Annotated in this window: 10 protein-coding genes; 6 read left to right on the top strand and 4 right to left on the bottom strand. The window is 40.5% G+C overall.

All coding sequences use genetic code 11. The features are described from left to right. Positions 1 to 2 precede the first annotated feature (2 nt). Positions 3 to 686, top strand: coding sequence for a YoaK family protein (locus tag ACWICE_RS04840; protein WP_185211731.1), 684 nt, complete (start codon positions 3 to 5; stop codon positions 684 to 686). A 19-nt stretch (positions 687 to 705) separates the two neighbouring features. Beyond that, entirely contained in the window at positions 706 to 2,502 is a 1,797-nt protein-coding gene (locus ACWICE_RS04835; protein WP_454297771.1) for an amidohydrolase, read from the top strand. A gap of 60 nt (positions 2,503 to 2,562) precedes the next feature. On the opposite strand, the gene ACWICE_RS04830 is transcribed toward ACWICE_RS04835, so the two are convergent. The 3 genes from ACWICE_RS04830 to ACWICE_RS04820 form a co-directional block, all read right to left on the bottom strand. Then, positions 2,563 to 3,708 (bottom strand): efflux RND transporter periplasmic adaptor subunit, encoded by a 1,146-nt coding sequence (locus tag ACWICE_RS04830; protein ID WP_454297770.1) that lies wholly within the window; start codon positions 3,706 to 3,708, stop codon positions 2,563 to 2,565. 2 nt (positions 3,709 to 3,710) lie between these two features. Continuing rightward, complete coding sequence (locus ACWICE_RS04825) at positions 3,711 to 8,051, bottom strand: CusA/CzcA family heavy metal efflux RND transporter (protein ID WP_454297769.1); 4,341 nt, start codon at positions 8,049 to 8,051, stop codon at positions 3,711 to 3,713. Positions 8,052 to 8,185: 134 nt separating this feature from the next. Then, positions 8,186 to 8,581, bottom strand: coding sequence for a hypothetical protein (locus ACWICE_RS04820; protein ID WP_313258389.1), 396 nt, complete (start codon positions 8,579 to 8,581; stop codon positions 8,186 to 8,188). Positions 8,582 to 9,218: 637 nt separating this feature from the next. On the opposite strand from ACWICE_RS04820, the gene ACWICE_RS04815 reads away from it, so the two are divergent. Genes ACWICE_RS04815 through ACWICE_RS04800 form a run of 4 tightly spaced genes read left to right on the top strand, consistent with a single transcriptional unit; the run spans position 9,219 to position 17,512 of the window. Beyond that, positions 9,219 to 12,203 (top strand): SusC/RagA family TonB-linked outer membrane protein, encoded by a 2,985-nt coding sequence (locus ACWICE_RS04815; protein ID WP_185211726.1) that lies wholly within the window; start codon positions 9,219 to 9,221, stop codon positions 12,201 to 12,203. Between the two features lie 10 nt (positions 12,204 to 12,213). Beyond that, positions 12,214 to 13,620 (top strand): RagB/SusD family nutrient uptake outer membrane protein, encoded by a 1,407-nt coding sequence (locus tag ACWICE_RS04810; protein WP_454297768.1) that lies wholly within the window; start codon positions 12,214 to 12,216, stop codon positions 13,618 to 13,620. Positions 13,621 to 13,640: 20 nt separating this feature from the next. Next, on the top strand, positions 13,641 to 15,623 hold the full coding sequence (locus ACWICE_RS04805; RefSeq protein WP_454297767.1) for a prolyl oligopeptidase family serine peptidase: 1,983 nt from the start codon (positions 13,641 to 13,643) through the stop codon (positions 15,621 to 15,623). Further along, positions 15,623 to 17,512 (top strand): CocE/NonD family hydrolase, encoded by a 1,890-nt coding sequence (locus tag ACWICE_RS04800; protein WP_454297766.1) that lies wholly within the window; start codon positions 15,623 to 15,625, stop codon positions 17,510 to 17,512. Before ACWICE_RS04805 ends, ACWICE_RS04800 begins: the two co-directional genes overlap by 1 nt. Positions 17,513 to 17,533: 21 nt before the next feature. Here ACWICE_RS04800 and ACWICE_RS04795 read toward each other — a convergent pair whose 3' ends face one another. Beyond that, positions 17,534 to 17,875, bottom strand: coding sequence for a hypothetical protein (locus ACWICE_RS04795; RefSeq protein WP_454297765.1), 342 nt, complete (start codon positions 17,873 to 17,875; stop codon positions 17,534 to 17,536). Positions 17,876 to 17,963 lie beyond the last annotated feature (88 nt).

The following is a 17,963-nucleotide window of genomic DNA, read 5'->3' as shown; positions in this document are numbered from 1 at the left end:
ACATGGAAAACAACATTTCAAAAATCATCGCTAATTTTCTTTTGGTATTTGTTGCCGGCTATGCCGATACCGCAACATTTACTTCTGGAAATGAAGTTTTTTCTGCCCATGTGACGGGAAACTTTGTCGTCTTTGCCAATAAGTTGATCCACAATCCGCAACTTTCTGATTACAGGATATTACTGACCTTTCCTGTATTTATTGTTGCTGTTTATTTTACGGGATACCTTAACAGCAAAATCAATAATGAACGTACTCTTTATTTAGTAATGGGTACCATATTAGCTATCTCGGGACTGCTCGCGCATTTCATCGGTAAAGATTATCCCATTGAATCGTTAGTGAATTTCGGAATAGTGCTGGTTGTAGTGTTTGCTCTAGGTATTAAAAATGCCATCAATAAACTCTATGGTAAATCTACTTTTGGACCAACGACGGTGATGACTGGAAATGTGACTAAGGCAACATTGGATTTTTGTCATGCTTTTATGGGCAAGGAAAAAGATGTTGATGCCAGAAAAAGTTTCTGGAGGATGCTCATATTAATTGTCGGGTTCTTGATTGGCTGTATCTCTGGAGCCCTGCTTTCTGCAAAATATGGCTTAGTCGTCCTGTTGATTCCGGCAACATTGGTCCTGCTCTATTACAGCCTGTTTTTTTCAAAAGCCAAAATTGCAAGCAGTTAGTTCCTTAAACATATCTATCATGAGAAAATTCAATCACTACATCACACTTGCCTACCTTACTATACTCTGTGTTTTTTGCAGTTCGCAATTATCGGCACAAGAGAAGGCAGATATTATTATCCATAACGCGAAAGTCCATAGCATGGACAATGCTGATCCCACTGCTGAAGCTATCGCCATCAAAGGCAATAAAATCCTAGCCTTAGGCAGCAATGCTGAAATCAATAAGTTGAGAGGAAAATCCAGCAAAACAATAGATGCCAAAGGGAAAACAGTAATTCCTGGTCTTTTTGACTCCCATTCCCATGTGATCCGAGCTGGCAGATTCTACAACAGCGAATTGCGCTGGGATGGAGTGAGCAGTCTGGAAAGAGCACTTCAGATGTTAAAAGAACAAGCCGAACGGACTCCAAAAGGCCAATGGGTGCGAGTTGTTGGTGGCTGGTCTCCGAATCAGTTTAAGGAAGAACGCTTCCCTACACTTGAGGAAATCAATGAAGCTACCGGCGATGTACCGACTTTCGTCCTTTATCTTTACGGAAAAGTGTATTTAAACAAAGCGGGGGTTGCCGCCCTGAAACTGAACTCGGAGAGTGAAAATCCTCCTGGAGGATTAATAGAGAAAGATAAAAACGGAAATCCAACTGGGATGTTATTTGCAGAACCCAATGCTTTTATCTTGTACTCCACCCTTTCCAAACTGCCCGAGCTGAGTGACGCAGAAAAGATAAATTCAACCTTACTTTACATGACAGAATTGAATCGCCTAGGCATCACCTCTGTTATGGATGCTGGTGGTGGTTTCCAAAACTATCCGGATGATTATAGCATAACCGATAAATTGAATGAAGAAGGAAAGATCAGCATTCGACTTCCACATTACCTTTTCGCCCAGAAAAAGGGTGAAGAGCTGAATGACTATACCAAATGGGTAGGCATGGTTGATGTGGGCATACATCCAAAAGCAACAGCGGTACCCAAAGATTATTATGTAGCTGGTGCAGGCGAGAATATCGTCTCTGATGCCGGAGATTTTGAGAACTTCCTTTTCCCGAGACCGGAATTACCAGAATCCATGGAAACTCAATTGCTGCCCGTAATCCGATTGTTGGTGAACAATAAATGGCCATTCAGATTGCATGCTACTTATGATGAAACCATTGGAAGGATGTTGGATGTAATCGAAGCCGTTAATGAGGAAATTCCATTGGGAGACCTTGTTTGGTTTTTTGACCATGCGGAAACGGTAAGTGATGCAAACCTAAAAAGGATCAAAGCATTAAACGGAGGGATTGCCATTCAAAATAGGATGTCTTTCCAAGGTGAGAATTTTATCAGAAGGTATGGCAAGAAGGCTGCGAATCAAGCGCCACCCATCCATAAAATCCTAGAAATGGGAATCCCTGTCGGATTAGGCACCGATGCCACCCGGGTCTCATCTTTCAACCCTTGGTTGGCAATCCATTGGTTGGTCTCTGGAAAGACGGTTGGAAATACCGAAATCCTACAAAAGGAAAATCGATTGGACCGCACACTGGCTCTTGAACTTATGACAAAAGGAGGCTACGACCTTATCAAACAAAGCAATGAAAAAGGCTTGCTAAAACCAGGTTATTATGCGGATTTGATCATTTTGGATCAGGATTATTTTACCATTCCTGAAGATGATATCAAAAAACTAAAATCTAACTTAACCATCGTAGATGGGAAAATAGTATTTGCAGATGATCAGTTCAAAGCATTCAGCAAAGAAAAACTGGAAGTGATTCCCGCATGGAGCCCAGTTAAATATTATGGTGGTTACCAAGAAAATTAATCAGTCTTAAAAAAATGAGCTGTCGAGATGGACAGCTCATTTTTTAAATCCTGTTCTTCACTATTTTTCTTCGGTATTCTTTAATTTCATCAAAAGCGTATAGGCATTCTTGCTGACAACCTTCTTCTGCGAAAAATCCTGTGCATTTAACACCTGTACAAATCCCTTATCTGACTCGCCTAAAGAAACTGCTACCATACGGTAGGTATTCTTGCCTTCATGAACAAACACAAAATTCTGTCCCTTGTAATCTACGATGCTTTCCTCGGGCAATGCTTTTGAAAAAGCAGTCTGTGATGCAATTTCTATATTCATGTAAGTACCCGGAACTAAATTGAGGTTCTTTTGGGTAAACTGACATTGAACATCTGCCAATCCATTTTCGTCAATTATGGCCCCCAGCAATTGGATCTTTGCCGGGTATCTAGTCTGAGGATCTAGGTTTGAATAGGCTTCTAACTCCTGTCCAACCTTTAATTTTTCCAAGTCTTTCTCCAGAACTTTAATGCTGAGATGAATATTGCTGGGGTTGATCAATTGGAAAAGGACGTCGGTGGGACTTAAATACTTCCCGATATTTACATTGACTCTACTGACATATCCATTAATCGGACTATACACAGCAACATGATTGACAATATTAGTTGAGCTTATTTGATTAGGATCTATATGGACCATCCTCAATTGCTGTGCAATTGTGTTCATAAGAACCTGTTGGTTTTCCATTTCAGATTTTGCAGCTTGCATAACCTTGTCGCTACTAGCTTGGGCTTGGTTCAAGTCTCGCTGACGGATATAATCGAGATTGGCAAAGTTATACTTCGATTTTGCAGTCAAATAATCTTGTTGCAACTGAATAAACTGTGGATTTTCCAATATGGCAAGAACCTGCCCTTTGGCCACCTTCTTTCCCGTCACTAAATCTGTTTGCTTTAAATATCCTCCTAAAGGTGCGCTGATGGATATTAAGTTTTGTGGAGGCACATCAATCTTGCCATTCATTTTTAACATCACTGAAATCTGCTGATCGGAGATTTCCATTTCTTCGATGTCTGCATTTTTTAGTTGTGCGTCCGTTAAAATGACTAGGTCCTCTTCTACTTTGTTTGCCACACTTTGCAGTTCGCTTACCTTCGTTGAACATGCAAACATGATGCTCATCAGGATTAAGGATATATATAAATAAATTGATTTTATAATTTTCATGATCATTGATTTAGAAGAAGAAATTTGTATTGAATGACAGCTTCATTGAGCTTCCACAAAGCATCTAGGTAATTATTGTTTACCAGTACGGTTTGATTTAAAAGCATCACGTATTCCAAGTAATTGATCTCTCCATTATTAAATTGACTTTGGGCAGATTCCAAAATTATTTGGGCATGCCTTAAATCACTTGATTCAAACTGATTGACAATCTTTAAGGAATTTTGATAAGCAATATGTAGCTGCTCCCTTTGAACTTCCATGCTGTATCTGAAGTTTTGAAGATTGCTCTCTGCTATGTTTTCTGATATCCTTGATGCTTTCACTTTGGCCCTTTGTCCTGAGGAGAAAATGGGCAAGCCTATCCCGAACTGTACAGTATGAAACCTTGGAACGGCATTGTAATAGATATCGTTTGGACCAATCCCTTTGAAACTATTCAAACTATACCCTAGTGTCAACTCTGGCAATAGCCTAGATTTCTCCAATTCAACCTGTTTAGCAGAAATGACAACTTCTTGTTCCAATAGACTTATTTGAGGGTTGTCTTGACCCTCTTGAAAAGCAAGTTTTGCATGAGCTTCATCTATCACCGTGAATGCTGAATTGGAATTGAGAAGCCAATTAAAACGCTTATGCAACATTTCAAGTTCCTGTTGTATTTGCATGACCTGAACACCAATCGATGACCTTTGGTTCTCCACTGTACTCAGTTCCAATATATTGCTTTCTCCAGCCTTCTTACGCAAGGTTGCTTTCTCCGCCATCTTAGAATACAGCTGATGATAACTTTCTAAAAGCTTTGTCTTGTCCTTCCAGAACAACATCTCATAGTAAGTCAAGGAAATGGCTTTCTTCAACTCATATTCTTTCATATCAATATGCAATTCGCTTTTCTTCCATTCCTCAGTAAATAAGCCTTTTTGTTTGCTGTAAACCGTTGGGAAGGCAATGCTTTGTGAGGCATTCAATCGGATATCCGTATTGGCACTATTGACCTGGCCGTATTCAGAATTGATCCCAAACTGAGGAATATCGGAGCTAGCTGTCTTTATCAAACTTTTCGCATAGTCAGATTTTAGTTTCTCTAGTTTAATATTGCGATTTTCCTTTATGGCCAATTGCATGGCATCCTCTAGTGAAATAGGAGTCTGTGCATTAAGCTGATTACCTAAAAAGGAACTCATGAACAAGAAAATGATAACTAATGTTTCAGGCTTTTTAATCTTTATTTTAAATCCATTTTCAATGGTGACATAAAGCAATGGAAGAACAAACAGTGTCAGCAAAGTTGCAACCATCAAGCCTCCAATGACCACGGTTGCCAAGGGTCTTTGAACTTCTGCACCAGCCCCTGAACTGATTGCCATTGGGATAAATCCCAATGAAGCGACACTAGCAGTCATCAAGACGGGGCGCAAACGGCTTTCGCCAGCATCAATAACAATCCTGACAATATTCCTTATCCCTTTTTTCTTCAACCTATTGAACTCCGAGATCAACACAATTCCATTCAAAACAGCCACACCAAACAAAGCGATAAACCCTACCCCAGCACTGATACTGAACGGCATCCCCCGGAATGCCAAAAGAAACACCCCTCCAATAATAGACAAGGGTATCGCCGTATAGATCAGAAGGCTTTCTTTGATTGACTTAAAAGCCAAAAACAACAGGATAAAAATCAACGCTAAGGCTATTGGAACAGCAATCATCAATCTACCTTTTGCATTATTCAAATTCTCGAAAGAACCACCATAGGAAATGGAATAACCAGCTGGAAGCTTAATCTGTTGTTCCACTTTACCTTGAAGTTCCTCAACAATACTCTGAACATCCCGATCCTTAATATTAAAACCCACTACAATCCTTCTTTGCGCATTCTCTCGCTGAATTTGATTGGGTCCTTGGACGATGTCCACTGTTGCTAATTTGGACAAAGGAATCTGCACTCCTTCTTTCGTGGGTATAAGGAGATCCTGAACCTGTCGAAGGTTTTGTCGTAGATCCTGGTTCAATCTCACTACGATGTCGAACCTCTTCTCCCCTTCGAAAAACTGACCTGATTGCTGCCCTGCAAAGGCAGCATTGATGACCTTGTTGATTTCAGCAATGGAAAGATGATATTGTGCTATGACAGGTCTGTTAAACTTTACCAGCACTTGGGATAATCCCGATATAGGCTCTATATATAAATTCTGAGTTCCTTCAACTTCATTGATAATCTTTCCGATCTTCTTGGCACTTTCCATTAAGGAATCGAGGTCATCGCCAAATATCTTGAGCACTACATCCTGTCTAGCACCCGTCATCAGCTCATTGAAGCGCATCTGAACCGGATATTGGAAACCAACGGTTATGCCCGGCACATCCTCCAATGCCTTTGCCATCTTGTCTGCCATTTCTGGAAAGGTCCTGGCTGATGTCCATTCCTTTTTGTCTTTTAAGATAACCATCATATCGGAGGCTTCCATCGGCATCGGATCGGTTGGAACTTCCCCACTACCTATTTTTGTAACAACTTTTTCTACTTCCGGAAAGTTGGTTTTTAAGACTTTCGCTGCCTTTGTGACGCTTTCAATGGTGGTATTCAGATTACTTCCGGGCAATATCCTGGTGTCAACAGCAAAATCTCCTTCTTCCAGAGAAGGAATAAATTCTCCTCCCATCCGACTTAAAATCCATATCGATATTGCAAATAGGATTAGAACAATGGAAAAGATAAGTTTGGGCAACCTCAATACTTTAAATAGGATTCTTTGATATAGAGCTTCCATCTTTTTCATCATTCGGTCCGAAAAGGAAGGTTTTAGCTGTCTTTTCTTTAACAAAACCGAACTCATCATAGGGATATAAGTTAAGGAGAGAAGAAATGCCCCCAATAACGCAAAAGCAACCGTCTCTGCCATTGGTTTAAACATTTTCCCTTCTATGCCTTCTAAGGTCAATATCGGAAGATAAACAATCAAGATAATGACCTGACCGAATACCGCAGAATTCATCATTTTACCCGCTGAATCCACCACAATAGAATCCATCTTTTTGTTCGGTATATTGGTCAATTCTTGGAATTTCGCATTCTTGCTCAGTTGATGCATGACCGCTTCAACAATGATAACCGCACCATCAATGATGAGCCCAAAATCTAAGGCCCCTAAACTCATCAAGTTGCCACTGACCGAGAACAGGTTCATCATACAGATGGCAAACAGCATGGCAAGAGGAATGACGGAAGCAACTAAAAAGCCTGCTCTTATATTTCCTAAAAATAGCACCAACACAAAAACGACAATCAAGGAACCTTCCAAAAGGTTGGTTTCAACGGTGTTTATCGCATTGTTGACCATCTTTGTCCGGTCCAAGAAAGGTTCCAACAGCACGCCCTCAGGTAGTGTTTTTTGGATTTCAGCAACCTTCTTTTTTACCTCCTTTATGACTTGGCTGCTATTGGCTCCTTTTAGCATCATCACCACAGCGCCTGCCACCTCGCCTTCATCATTATAAGTCATGGCACCATAACGTGTGGCATAACCAATCTTTACCTCCGCTACATCTCTGATAAATAATGGAACTTCAGACTCCTTGTTGATGGCTATATTTTCAATATCCATAATGGAATTAACAAGGCCTTCACTACGGATATATAAAACCGTCGGACCTTTCTCAATATAGGAACCACCTGTATTCTGGTTGTTATCATTCAAGGCTTGGAAAACATCATGAATGGTGATTCCATAGGCATTCAATTTATCTGGATTTACGGCAATTTCATATTGCTTCAATTTGCCGCCAAAGCTGCTTACCTCTGCAACGCCTTGTACTCCTAAAAGCTGTCGCCTAACCACCCAATCCTGGATAGTTCTCAATTCTGTCACATTGAACTTCCGTTCATAGCCTGTCTTGGCCCGGATTACATACTGATATATTTCGCCAAGACCCGTCGATATTGGACCTAGCTCAGGTATTCCTATTTCCGCAGGAATCTCCTGCTGCACTTTTTGGAGACGCTCAGCAACTTGCTGCCGGGCCCAATAGATATCAACATGATCTTCAAAAACGATGGTCACTAAGGAAAGGCCAAACCTCGAAAAACTCCGTATTTCCTTTCTGCCGGAAATATTATTGTTGGCCTGTTCAATTGGAAAGGTAATCAAACGTTCAATATCAGTTGCGCCATATGATGGGGCCACTGTAATAACCTGCACTTGATTATTGGTAATGTCTGGAACTGCGTCAATGGGCAGCCTAGTAAGCTGATATGACCCCACAGCGATAAGCCCCAATACCAAGAGTGCGATAATGAGCTTATTCCTTACGGAATACTCAATAATTCTTGTAAGCATAATCTGGATTCTGTTAATCTTTAAAAAAATGAAACTCAAGCCTAGTCTGTAACCCCCTTGAAACCCCCAATTCCTTAAAGAACTGGACATGGTTACCCAAGAATGTGATTACAAACCGATATTAGGCGGAAAGATTAACAAGCCTTTGGCGGCTGCCAAATGGACGAGAGGTAAATGTGATTTATTAAAAATTCATTTTCAAAAGGAAAGGTCTTTTCCTTCTCGATATAAGCCTTGTCTATTACTTCAAGATTTATACTTGTTGGTGAAATAAATACAAAACTTAAGGTTGAACTATGAAGCATAAAAGGAAGCCTTTTATCCTGATCATAATCTTCGTCATGAGCGTGACCTTTGAAATGGTCTTCGTTGTAATGCAATACTAAGAAATCAGAAAAGCTGAGATCATAGCTTTTTTCTTTATGTTCAAAATAATGCTCTATTAGAATAGGTAATTTCAACAATTGACTTAATTCCGTTGTCGAAAAAACGTATAGAAATAGAAACAATATGGCGAACTGCTTTTTCATTAAATCAAATTTAAGAAACATTGTTTTTAATAATTGTTGGGTTCAATAATTTAAATCTGTTCAAAATAAGGTGATTAGGAATCCTCAGACCCTTTTCTGTAATCTTATCCTAATACTTATTGATCCTGTTCAGATTCTTTACCATTTATTGTTTATTTCATAGATAGCACAAAAATACCTAACAAGCTCTTATGCAGAAAATTAACTACCAATTATCAATAGCGAAATTATAAAAAAGTGTTTGCCTAAAAATTTATTTTTGAACTAAGAAAGATTTGATGATTTTATCATCAAATTTCAACAAGGAAAATCAGACGATCAGACCAATTTATTCACTTTGGAACAAGGATTGTCATATTTTACAAAGTCTACATTCTTTATGGACTTTTAAATAAAATTGTTGAATCTTTAATTATTTGCCAATTAATTTCGTTTTCTGTAAAAACATTGATAACAATTCAGGCATTGGTAACAAAGTAGTGACAACAATAATTCTAAATTGTAAAGCTGTTCCAATTAAATTAGTTTTACCGCCTGAGACCTTAACAAACCGAATTTAGCCGTAGCCTTTTTCTAGAAAATTTTCTAGTAATTATTACTTTTTTAACCTAAAAACTAACCCTAATTAATCAATCTTATGAAGAAACATAAGCTGCTCTATGTGCTTTTCTTTTGGCTTAGTCTTGTTCAATTGACTTATGCCCAGACAACCATCTCAGGAAAGGTGGTTGATGAACTTTCAGGTTCAGCACTCTCGAATGTCAGTGTAAGGATTAAAGACACCCGAATTGGTGGTGTCTCTGACAACAATGGAAATTTCTCCATCAATGCCCCAAAACTTCCCGCTACCATCCTCTTTACAATGGTAGGATTTGAAGATCAAGAAGTCCAGGTCTCCGCTGCAAGCAACAACCTTGTCATCAAGATGCAGGAAAACATGAACAATACCTTGAATGAGGTCGTTGTTACCGGTTTGGCTTCCTCTATCAAAAGAAAAAACTTAGCAAATGCTGTTAGTTCGGTGAATGCCGCTGAACTGACTGGTGTGACTAAACCTCAAACGACCGATGCAGCTCTGTACGGTAAAGTAACGGGTGCAAACATCCGTTCTAACTCTGGAGCTCCAGGTGGTGGTATGTCCATACAGTTAAGAGGGCTTTCAAGCCTTGTTGGTGCCTCTCAACCTTTGATCATCTTAGATGGGGTCTATGTGAACAACTCTACCCAATCAACCGGTAGAGCAACTGTAAATGGCGCAGGAAACTCAACGCAAGATGATGGTTCAAACCGCCTTGCCGACATTAACCCTGATGAAATCGAAAATATCGAAATCCTTAAAGGTCCTTCTGCCGCTGCGATTTACGGAACCCGAGCCAATGCTGGGGTAATAATTATTACCACCAAAAAAGGTAAAGAAGGCCGTACGAAAGTATCGATCTCGGAGGACTTTGGTCTAACAACTCCTCTTAAGCTTCTGGGCTATGATGATTGGTCCGAAGAAAAAATCAATTATTTCTATGGTGGTACCACCCAAAGCCAAACAAACCGTAGAAACCTTGAACTGGAAAGATTCCGTGAAGCTAAAGCAAACAATAGCTTTGTGAACTATGAAGATTACTTCTATGATCATCAGCGCTTTTCAAGCAACACGCGTTTAAATGTTTCCGGCGGTACAGAAAAAACTAAATTCTTTGTTGCCGGTGGTATCAATGATGAAAACGGATTGATTAAAAACACAGGATTCCAAAGGTATACCGTGCGTGCAAACATCGACCAAAAGATCACAAATGCCATCCAATTGTCTGTAAATTCTAGCTATATCCGCTCCAATACCGATCGCGGATTTACAGGAAACCAAAACAGGACCGGAGCAAGTATTGGCTATGCCATCGCTGCAACGCCAAATTACTACGACCTGAGACAACGTCCTGATGGTACTTACCCTGACAACCCATACTTTACTGAAAACCCTATTGCCCTAACGGATAAATCAACCAACAACTCTTTGGTAAACAGGTCAATCAGTTCTTTCAACTTAGGCATAGATCTATTCAAAGGGGAAAGCAGTTATATGAAATTCGTGTTGAATGGTGGTCTAGACTATTTACAGAATACAACAAACATCCACCTGCCAGAAGATTTACAATACCAACGTAGTATTGCCAATCCTGGTGATATCATGAACGGCAAGCAAGAGAGTTTCAATACAAACTTACAGGCTGCCTTGGTTTACAACTTCAACCTGAAACGTGTGAACATGAACTCCCAGGTAGGTATGGTGAGATTGGATTTCAAAGATGACTTGCTATTTGTAAGAGGTCAAGGTTTGGCGCCGCTTCAGAAAAATGTTAAACAAGCTGCTGTTCAGACTATCTTCAACCAGTTCTTTATGAGAACTCAGGAAGCTGGTATCTTCTTACAACAGGAAGCAAACTTTGAAGATAAGATCATAGGTACCCTTGGTGTCCGTTTTGATAAGTCCTCTTTAAATGGCAATCCAAATAAATTATTTGCATTCCCTAAGGCATCCTTAGCGATGAACTTAACAAGTTTCGACTTCCTAAGAGACCACTTCATTTCTCAATTGAAACCAAGGATTGCCTACGGTGAGACTGCTGGTCCAGTAGCTTTTGGGGCAACCTATTCCTCTTTGGTTGGTGTGAACATTGGCGGTTTATTGGGTTCATCCCTTTCTACCATTGTAGGAAATGTGAACATCCTTCCTGAAACCGCTAAAGAATTGGAATTCGGTGTGGATGTCGGAATTTTGAAAAATAGACTTTCCTTGGAAGCGACCTATTATATCAAAAATACCGCAAACAACATCCAGCCATTGAACCTTTCACCTTCATCGGGATTTACTTCAACTTCCAGCAACCTTGCTGAACTGAGCAACAAAGGTATCGAGTTAAGCCTGTCCGGTACTCCATTCGAAAGGGAAAACTTTAAATGGAACAGTAGATTGATGTTCTGGAAAAACGATATTACCATTAGTAAACTGGGAATCCCTACCTATACCACTGGTGGATTCGGCGTTAGTTACGGAACATTCCTGATGAAAGAAGGCGAAAAGCTAGGAACTATCGTAGGAACTCCACAGATCAACCCAGGTGAATACACGGTTTGGGGCAACTCCCAACCGAAATTCAACATGAGTTTCAGCAACAACTTGACCATCTACAAAAACTTTGACTTCTCTTTCTTGTTTGATTGGAAAAAAGGTGGCTACAATGTCAACTTAACTAACCTAAACTTGGATGAAGGCGGTAACTCAAAAGATTGGTTCGGTGATAGAAACGGTGATGGTATCCCAAATGGTAAACAAAGAGAACCAGAACCATTCAACAATGCCGGTCGATTCGTAGAAGATGCTTCTTACATCAAATTAAGAGAGGTTGGTTTATACTATAGCATGCCAACTGAGGTTACCCAAAGATTGTTCAAAAACAAAGTACAACGCTTTAGAGCAGGTATCTCGGGCAACAACCTAGTAATGATAAGCAAATATTCGGGTTATGATCCTGAAACTTCAACATTTGGAAATGGCCTTGCCAACAATATCGATGTTGGTCCATACCCAAGTGCACGCAGATTTTTCTTAAACCTTAGCCTAGATTTTTAACCTTATTATCATGAAAACGACAACTTTAAAAAATACGATATTCATGCTCTCGTCAGTTTGTCTGCTTGCTTCTTGCAACCCATTTGACATTGAGTCCATGATAGATCCAAACAACCCATCGGTTGCTTCGGTCAACAACAATGCAACTCCACAACAGATCCAATATTTGGTAACGGGCTTAGAATCCAGACACCGCGATTATGTTTCCAACGTAACGAATGGCTGGGCCAGCTTAGGTCGTGAAATCTGGTTATTGAACTCATCGGATACCCGCAACATGACCGAATGGTTAGGCCTTAACGACTACACCCTAAACTCCAATGTCTTCGGCTATGGAACAACCGGTGGTGGTTCTTATGCCTCTCCTTACGGAGCCATCAATCAGGCAAACCTGATTTTGGATGCCTTGGCCAATACCGACAAAATGAATGAAACAGAAAAAGCTGCTGTTTCAGGTTTTGCAAAAACCATTATGGGCTACCAATACATGATCCCTGCCAACTGGCTTTACCAAAATGGTATCCGCGTGGATGTTAAAGATGAATTGAACCCTGGCCCTTTTGTTTCCTATGATGAAGCCTTAACCTACGTTAAAGGACAACTGGATGCAGGTTTCGAAGATCTAAAGAAGGCAGGCACTACTCTTCCTTTTAAATTAAGCACTGGATTTTCGGGCTACAACAACCCTGCGGGCTTAGCCAAGGTCAACCGCGCCATTTCTGCACGACTAGCAATCTATCGCAAAGATTGGCAGGGTGCATTGGATGCACTATCAGGTTCTTTCATCGCTGAAAACGGAAATCTAGAAGAAGGGCCTAAGCATACTTTCAGTAGCGGTGCTGACCTGAACAATCCTTTGTTCATGGCCTTAAATATCCCTAACCCAGGAAACCTTAGAGTTGTAAATCCTGGACTGATCGCCGATGCTACTCCCGGAGACAGCCGTGTTGCCAAGAAGTTCTTTAAACTAACTACTCCTTTCGTAGTTACGACTTCCACCGTGGCATTGACAGGTGAATACCAAGACAACCGCTATCCAACCAATACTTTGCCGGTAACTTTTATCAAAAACGAAGAATTGATCTTGATCAAAGCTGAAGCTCAAGCCCAATTAGGACAAACTACCAATGCCATTGCCAGTATCGATATTATCCGCGAGGCAGCTAACATTGGCAAATACACCGGCCCTACCGACAAAAACAGCCTGCTTAAGGAAATCCTATACCAACGTAGGTATTCCCTTTGGGCTGAACCTGCTGGCCACCGCTGGGTAGACGTAAGACGCTATACTGGACCAGGTCTATTATATGCCAATATGAGTGAAGCAATTGATGCGACTTATGATAAAGGAAAGGTATTTACCCAATTCCCACTACCACAAGCAGAAGTGAACTGGGACCTTTATAAAAATAAATAACATCAAAAAAGATAAATTATATGAAGTTAAAATATCTATTATTGATGGGAGCTGTATACATGGGCAGCTCCCTTCAAGCCCAACAAAAAATAACGGAAGAGACTAGTTTCTCTATGCCTTCCATTGCTGGGCAAGCATTATCTCCAAATGGTGAAAAATTAGCTTACGTACAAGCGAAAACCAATTTGGAAGCCAATAAAGTACAATCGGAATTAATTATCCTCGACATAAAATCAGGAAAAAAAGAAACTGTAGCGACTCAGGTCAGCGACCCACAATGGTCTCCTGATGGCAGTAAACTGGCCTTCCGAGGTAATATCAATGGACAATCCGGAATATTCTATATTACCAACAGTGACAACAGTCCAAAATTTGTTGCCCCCGTGTATTCCAGCAACCATTTCCTGGGCCACTCTGCAAAGAAGAATTACGCATGGAGCCCTGATGGAAAGTACATCGCATACGTGGGGGCAGACGCTGAAAAGGCTCAAGTCAAAATCGACCCTGCATCTCCTAAAGTAATCGAAAGGATCCTTTATAAATCCAGGACTTCTTTCTCCGATAATGTACTAACAAAAATCCACTTGGTGGATGTAGCAACAGGAACCGTAAAGGTATTGACGGATGATAAGTTTGATAGCCATTCTTTAACTTGGGCACCAGATTCTAAAAGAATTGCCTACGTCTCAAACCATACCGATGATCCAGATAATAATTACAACAACGACCTGTTCATAGTCGACATTTCCAATTCCAATGTGAAACAGATTACCAATACCATTGGTACTGAACATAACCCAAATTGGAGCCCAGATGGAAAATACATCCTCTATCCAGCTACGATCCGCCCCTTAAACACCAAAGACAGTTCCCCAGAAGACCTTAAGCTTTACCTATATCAGGTCGCAAATGGGGAGGTTACTTGCCTATCCACTGATTTGGATGAACGACTGAGTGGAGGTGAATGGATGGATGATAGCAAGAACTTTTACTTTGGATTCCCAAGACATGGAAAACGTGTCTTGTACAAAGGAAACATAGACGGTAAAACATTCACACCGATAATCGATAAAGAAGCTAGTGTTGGAGCTGTCAATGTTTCCAACAAGAGAATCTCCTTTACCATGTCAGATTTCAATTCAGCAAATGAAGTATATATATCTGATAATGAAGGTAAAACTATTACACAATTGACTAACGAATCTAGCAATTGGTTAAAAGACAAGGACCTTTCCAAAAAAGAAAGCTTCTGGTTCAAATCCCATGATGGCGTCAATGTCCAAGGATTTATTGCCTATCCAGCTAACATTCCTGCAGGTACAAAGATCCCAGTTATCCAACGTATTCATGGTGGTCCACATGGCGCATTCGGTTATAGCTATACCGATATCGTGGAAGTGTTGACTGGAAAAGGATATGCTGTAGTCTTTATCAATCCAAGAGGTTCCACGGGCTATGGACAGAAATTTTCCGATGGTACTTACCAAGCCTGGGGTGGTGGAGATTATTTAGACCTGATGAAAGGATTAGATTATGCCCTTGAAAAATACCCTTTCTTGGATAAGAACAGAATGGGAGTTACAGGTGGTTCTTACGGTGGATTTATGACCAATTGGGTCGTTACTCAAACAGATCGATTCAAGGCTGCAGTAACCAGTGCTTCTGTCAGCAACCTCATTTCTTTCTACGGAACATCGATCTATCCGGATCTGATAGAAACTGAATTTAATGGCATGCCTTGGGACAATTACAGCCTTTTATGGCACTTCTCCCCAATGGCTCATATCAATAAAGTGAAAACCCCTACCCTAATTGTCCATGGAGAAAACGATATGGATGTTCCTATTACCCAAGCTGAAGAATTCTTCATCGGACTGAAAAAAGTGGGTATCCCTACTCGTTTCGTTCGTTATCCGAATGAAGGCCATGGAATGGCACAGCCAAAAAATAGGCTTCACAACAATAAGGAGTTATTAGCTTGGTTTGACAAATACCTAAAATAATGGCTAGATCAATATTAACGAAATGGACAGTAAGTCTATTTCTCATGCTCGCTATCTTTTGCTCGCAATCTATTGCGCAAGCAATCAACCAAGATTCCATATACTTCCGCGAACACTATGACAAGAAGGAGTATATGGTCAGTATGCGCGACGGCGTCAAGTTATTTACTGTTGTATACAGTCCAAAGGACAAAAAAGAAAAATACCCTTTCTTGATGATGCGTACGCCATATAGCTGCGCACCTTATGGTGAAGATAATTACCCTGGCAGTCGCTTTGGACCTTCCATGGAATTGGTTCGTGAAGGTTATATCTTCGTTCGTCAAGATGTCCGTGGAAGATTTATGTCTGAAGGAACATTTACTTGGATGGCTCCCAATCAATCAGATCCTAAAAAATGGGATGAAAGCATGGATACTTACGATAGCATCGATTGGCTTGTCAAAAACATCAAGAACAATAATGGAAAAGTGGGTACTTACGGTGGCTCCTACCCTGGGTTTTATGTTGTAGCCGGTATGATCGATGCCCACCCTGCATTAAAGGCGGCTATGCCATCAGCACCAATGGCAGACCTATGGCAAGGTGACGACATGGTGCATAATGGAGCTTTTCTAATGCCGCACAACATCAATTTCATCAACAACTTTGGTGTTAAGAGACCAGTACCTCTGAAAAAATACCCTGCTGGAAACATGCAGTATGATACACCCGATGGATATGACTTCTGGCTACGCCAGGGTCCGCTTTCAAATCTGAACAAAAACTTTTTCAAAGGGGAAAACATCCATTGGGAGGAATACCGAAACCACCCAACTTACGATGAGTTTTGGAAATCCAGAAACGTACGCCCGCACTTAAAGAATATCACACCGGCAGTTATGACAGTGGGCGGATGGTTTGATGCGCAGGATATCCGTGGACCATTTTATGTGTACCAAGGTATCAAGAGTCATAGCCAAAACACTTCAAACCGCCTGATTTTAGGCCCTTGGTACCACGGCAGCTGGTCATCGCAAAAAGGAGACCGCTCTGCCAACATCTATTGGGACAGCAATACCGGTGAGTATTACCGTCAGGAACTGGAATTGAAATTCTATAATTATCACCTGAAAGGAAAGGGATCAATGGACCTTCCTCAGGTAATGGCTTTCAATACCGGTGCCAACAAATGGCATAATTTCGATCAATGGCCGCCAAAGGATTTACAGACAAAAAACCTGTATTTTAATCCTAACGGCGAGCTAGCTGAACATGCTAAAACCGATAGGGATAACTTTGATGAATTTACCCACGACCCGAAAAAGCCAGTGCCTTTTACCCAAGAAATTACGACTAGATTCGGCAATGATTGGATGGTTGAGGACCAGAGGTTTGCTAGCAGAAGACCGGATGTACTGGTTTACGTTTCGGAACCCCTTAAAGAAGACTTGACCATTGCTGGAAGTATAGGCGTACATTTAGTTGCTTCTACCTCGGGAACAGATGCAGATTTTATTGTCAAGGTCATCGACGTTTATCCAAACGATGCAACTGACCCTGCTGACAATCCTCAAAAAATCAAGATGGGTGGATACCAAATGTTATTGCGTGGTGATCCAATTCGTGCTAAGTTTAGGAATAGTTTAGAGAACCCTGAACCTATGGTTCCTAACCAACCAACCAAACTGAACTTTGATCTGACGGATGCCTTTCACACCTTCAAAAAGGGTCATCGTATCATGGTACAGGTTCAAGGATCATGGTTCCCCATGCTTGATATCAACCCTGGTAAGTTTATGGATCTATACAATGATTCCAAAGAATCTGATTACCAGAAAAATACTCAAAGAATTTACAGGTCTAATACCGAGAAATCATTTATTAGCCTCCAGGTTTATCAACCGTAATAAAGATTCTATTTAATTGAACTAAACATTAGAGCAGAAGAAGTAATTTTCCTCTGCTCTTTCTTTTATCCCCTTTAATGCTCTTTGCATATAAAACTGAATTTCCAATCCATCCAAATCTTCCACCAAGCCATTCGCTTCTAGGCACAGTTTCGTTCCTAAAATATTTTCTTTCAGCCGATAGGTATAATCTATGTTTTTTTCGATATCCCAATGAATTATACAGCTTTCCTTATCGTCCACTATCAATTCCTTAAATATCTCAAATCCCCTTTCCCAAACCTCTATATGATCATAACGGATCAACAATTCTTGAATTAATTCTAGATCTGCATAGATAGCGATTTCTTGATAATACTTCATAAACTAATTCTTTATCCTTAAAATGAAAATGTTCAAGGCCTAAATTAGTCGATCAATAAGCTGAAAATGTCTTGACTTATAGATCAGA

The organism is Sphingobacterium sp. NPDC055346 (assembly GCF_053645235.1).
The sequence above is the reverse complement of the archived record's forward strand: the minus strand, read 5'-3'. Positions and strand labels throughout refer to the sequence as shown.

Bases quoted from the DNA above. Each gene is read 5' to 3' on its own strand.
- ACWICE_RS04840 (WP_185211731.1), top strand. From the start codon at position 3: ATGGAAAACAACATTTCAAAAATCATCGCTAATTTTCTTTTGGTATTT.
- ACWICE_RS04800 (WP_454297766.1), top strand. From the start codon at position 15,623: ATGGCTAGATCAATATTAACGAAATGGACAGTAAGTCTATTTCTCATG.
- ACWICE_RS04810 (WP_454297768.1), top strand. From the start codon at position 12,214: ATGAAAACGACAACTTTAAAAAATACGATATTCATGCTCTCGTCAGTT.
- ACWICE_RS04830 (WP_454297770.1), bottom strand. From the start codon at position 3,708: ATGAAAATTATAAAATCAATTTATTTATATATATCCTTAATCCTGATG.
- ACWICE_RS04825 (WP_454297769.1), bottom strand. From the start codon at position 8,051: ATGCTTACAAGAATTATTGAGTATTCCGTAAGGAATAAGCTCATTATC.
- ACWICE_RS04815 (WP_185211726.1), top strand. From the start codon at position 9,219: ATGAAGAAACATAAGCTGCTCTATGTGCTTTTCTTTTGGCTTAGTCTT.
- ACWICE_RS04795 (WP_454297765.1), bottom strand. From the start codon at position 17,875: ATGAAGTATTATCAAGAAATCGCTATCTATGCAGATCTAGAATTAATT.
- ACWICE_RS04820 (WP_313258389.1), bottom strand. From the start codon at position 8,581: ATGAAAAAGCAGTTCGCCATATTGTTTCTATTTCTATACGTTTTTTCG.
- ACWICE_RS04835 (WP_454297771.1), top strand. From the start codon at position 706: ATGAGAAAATTCAATCACTACATCACACTTGCCTACCTTACTATACTC.
- ACWICE_RS04805 (WP_454297767.1), top strand. From the start codon at position 13,641: ATGAAGTTAAAATATCTATTATTGATGGGAGCTGTATACATGGGCAGC.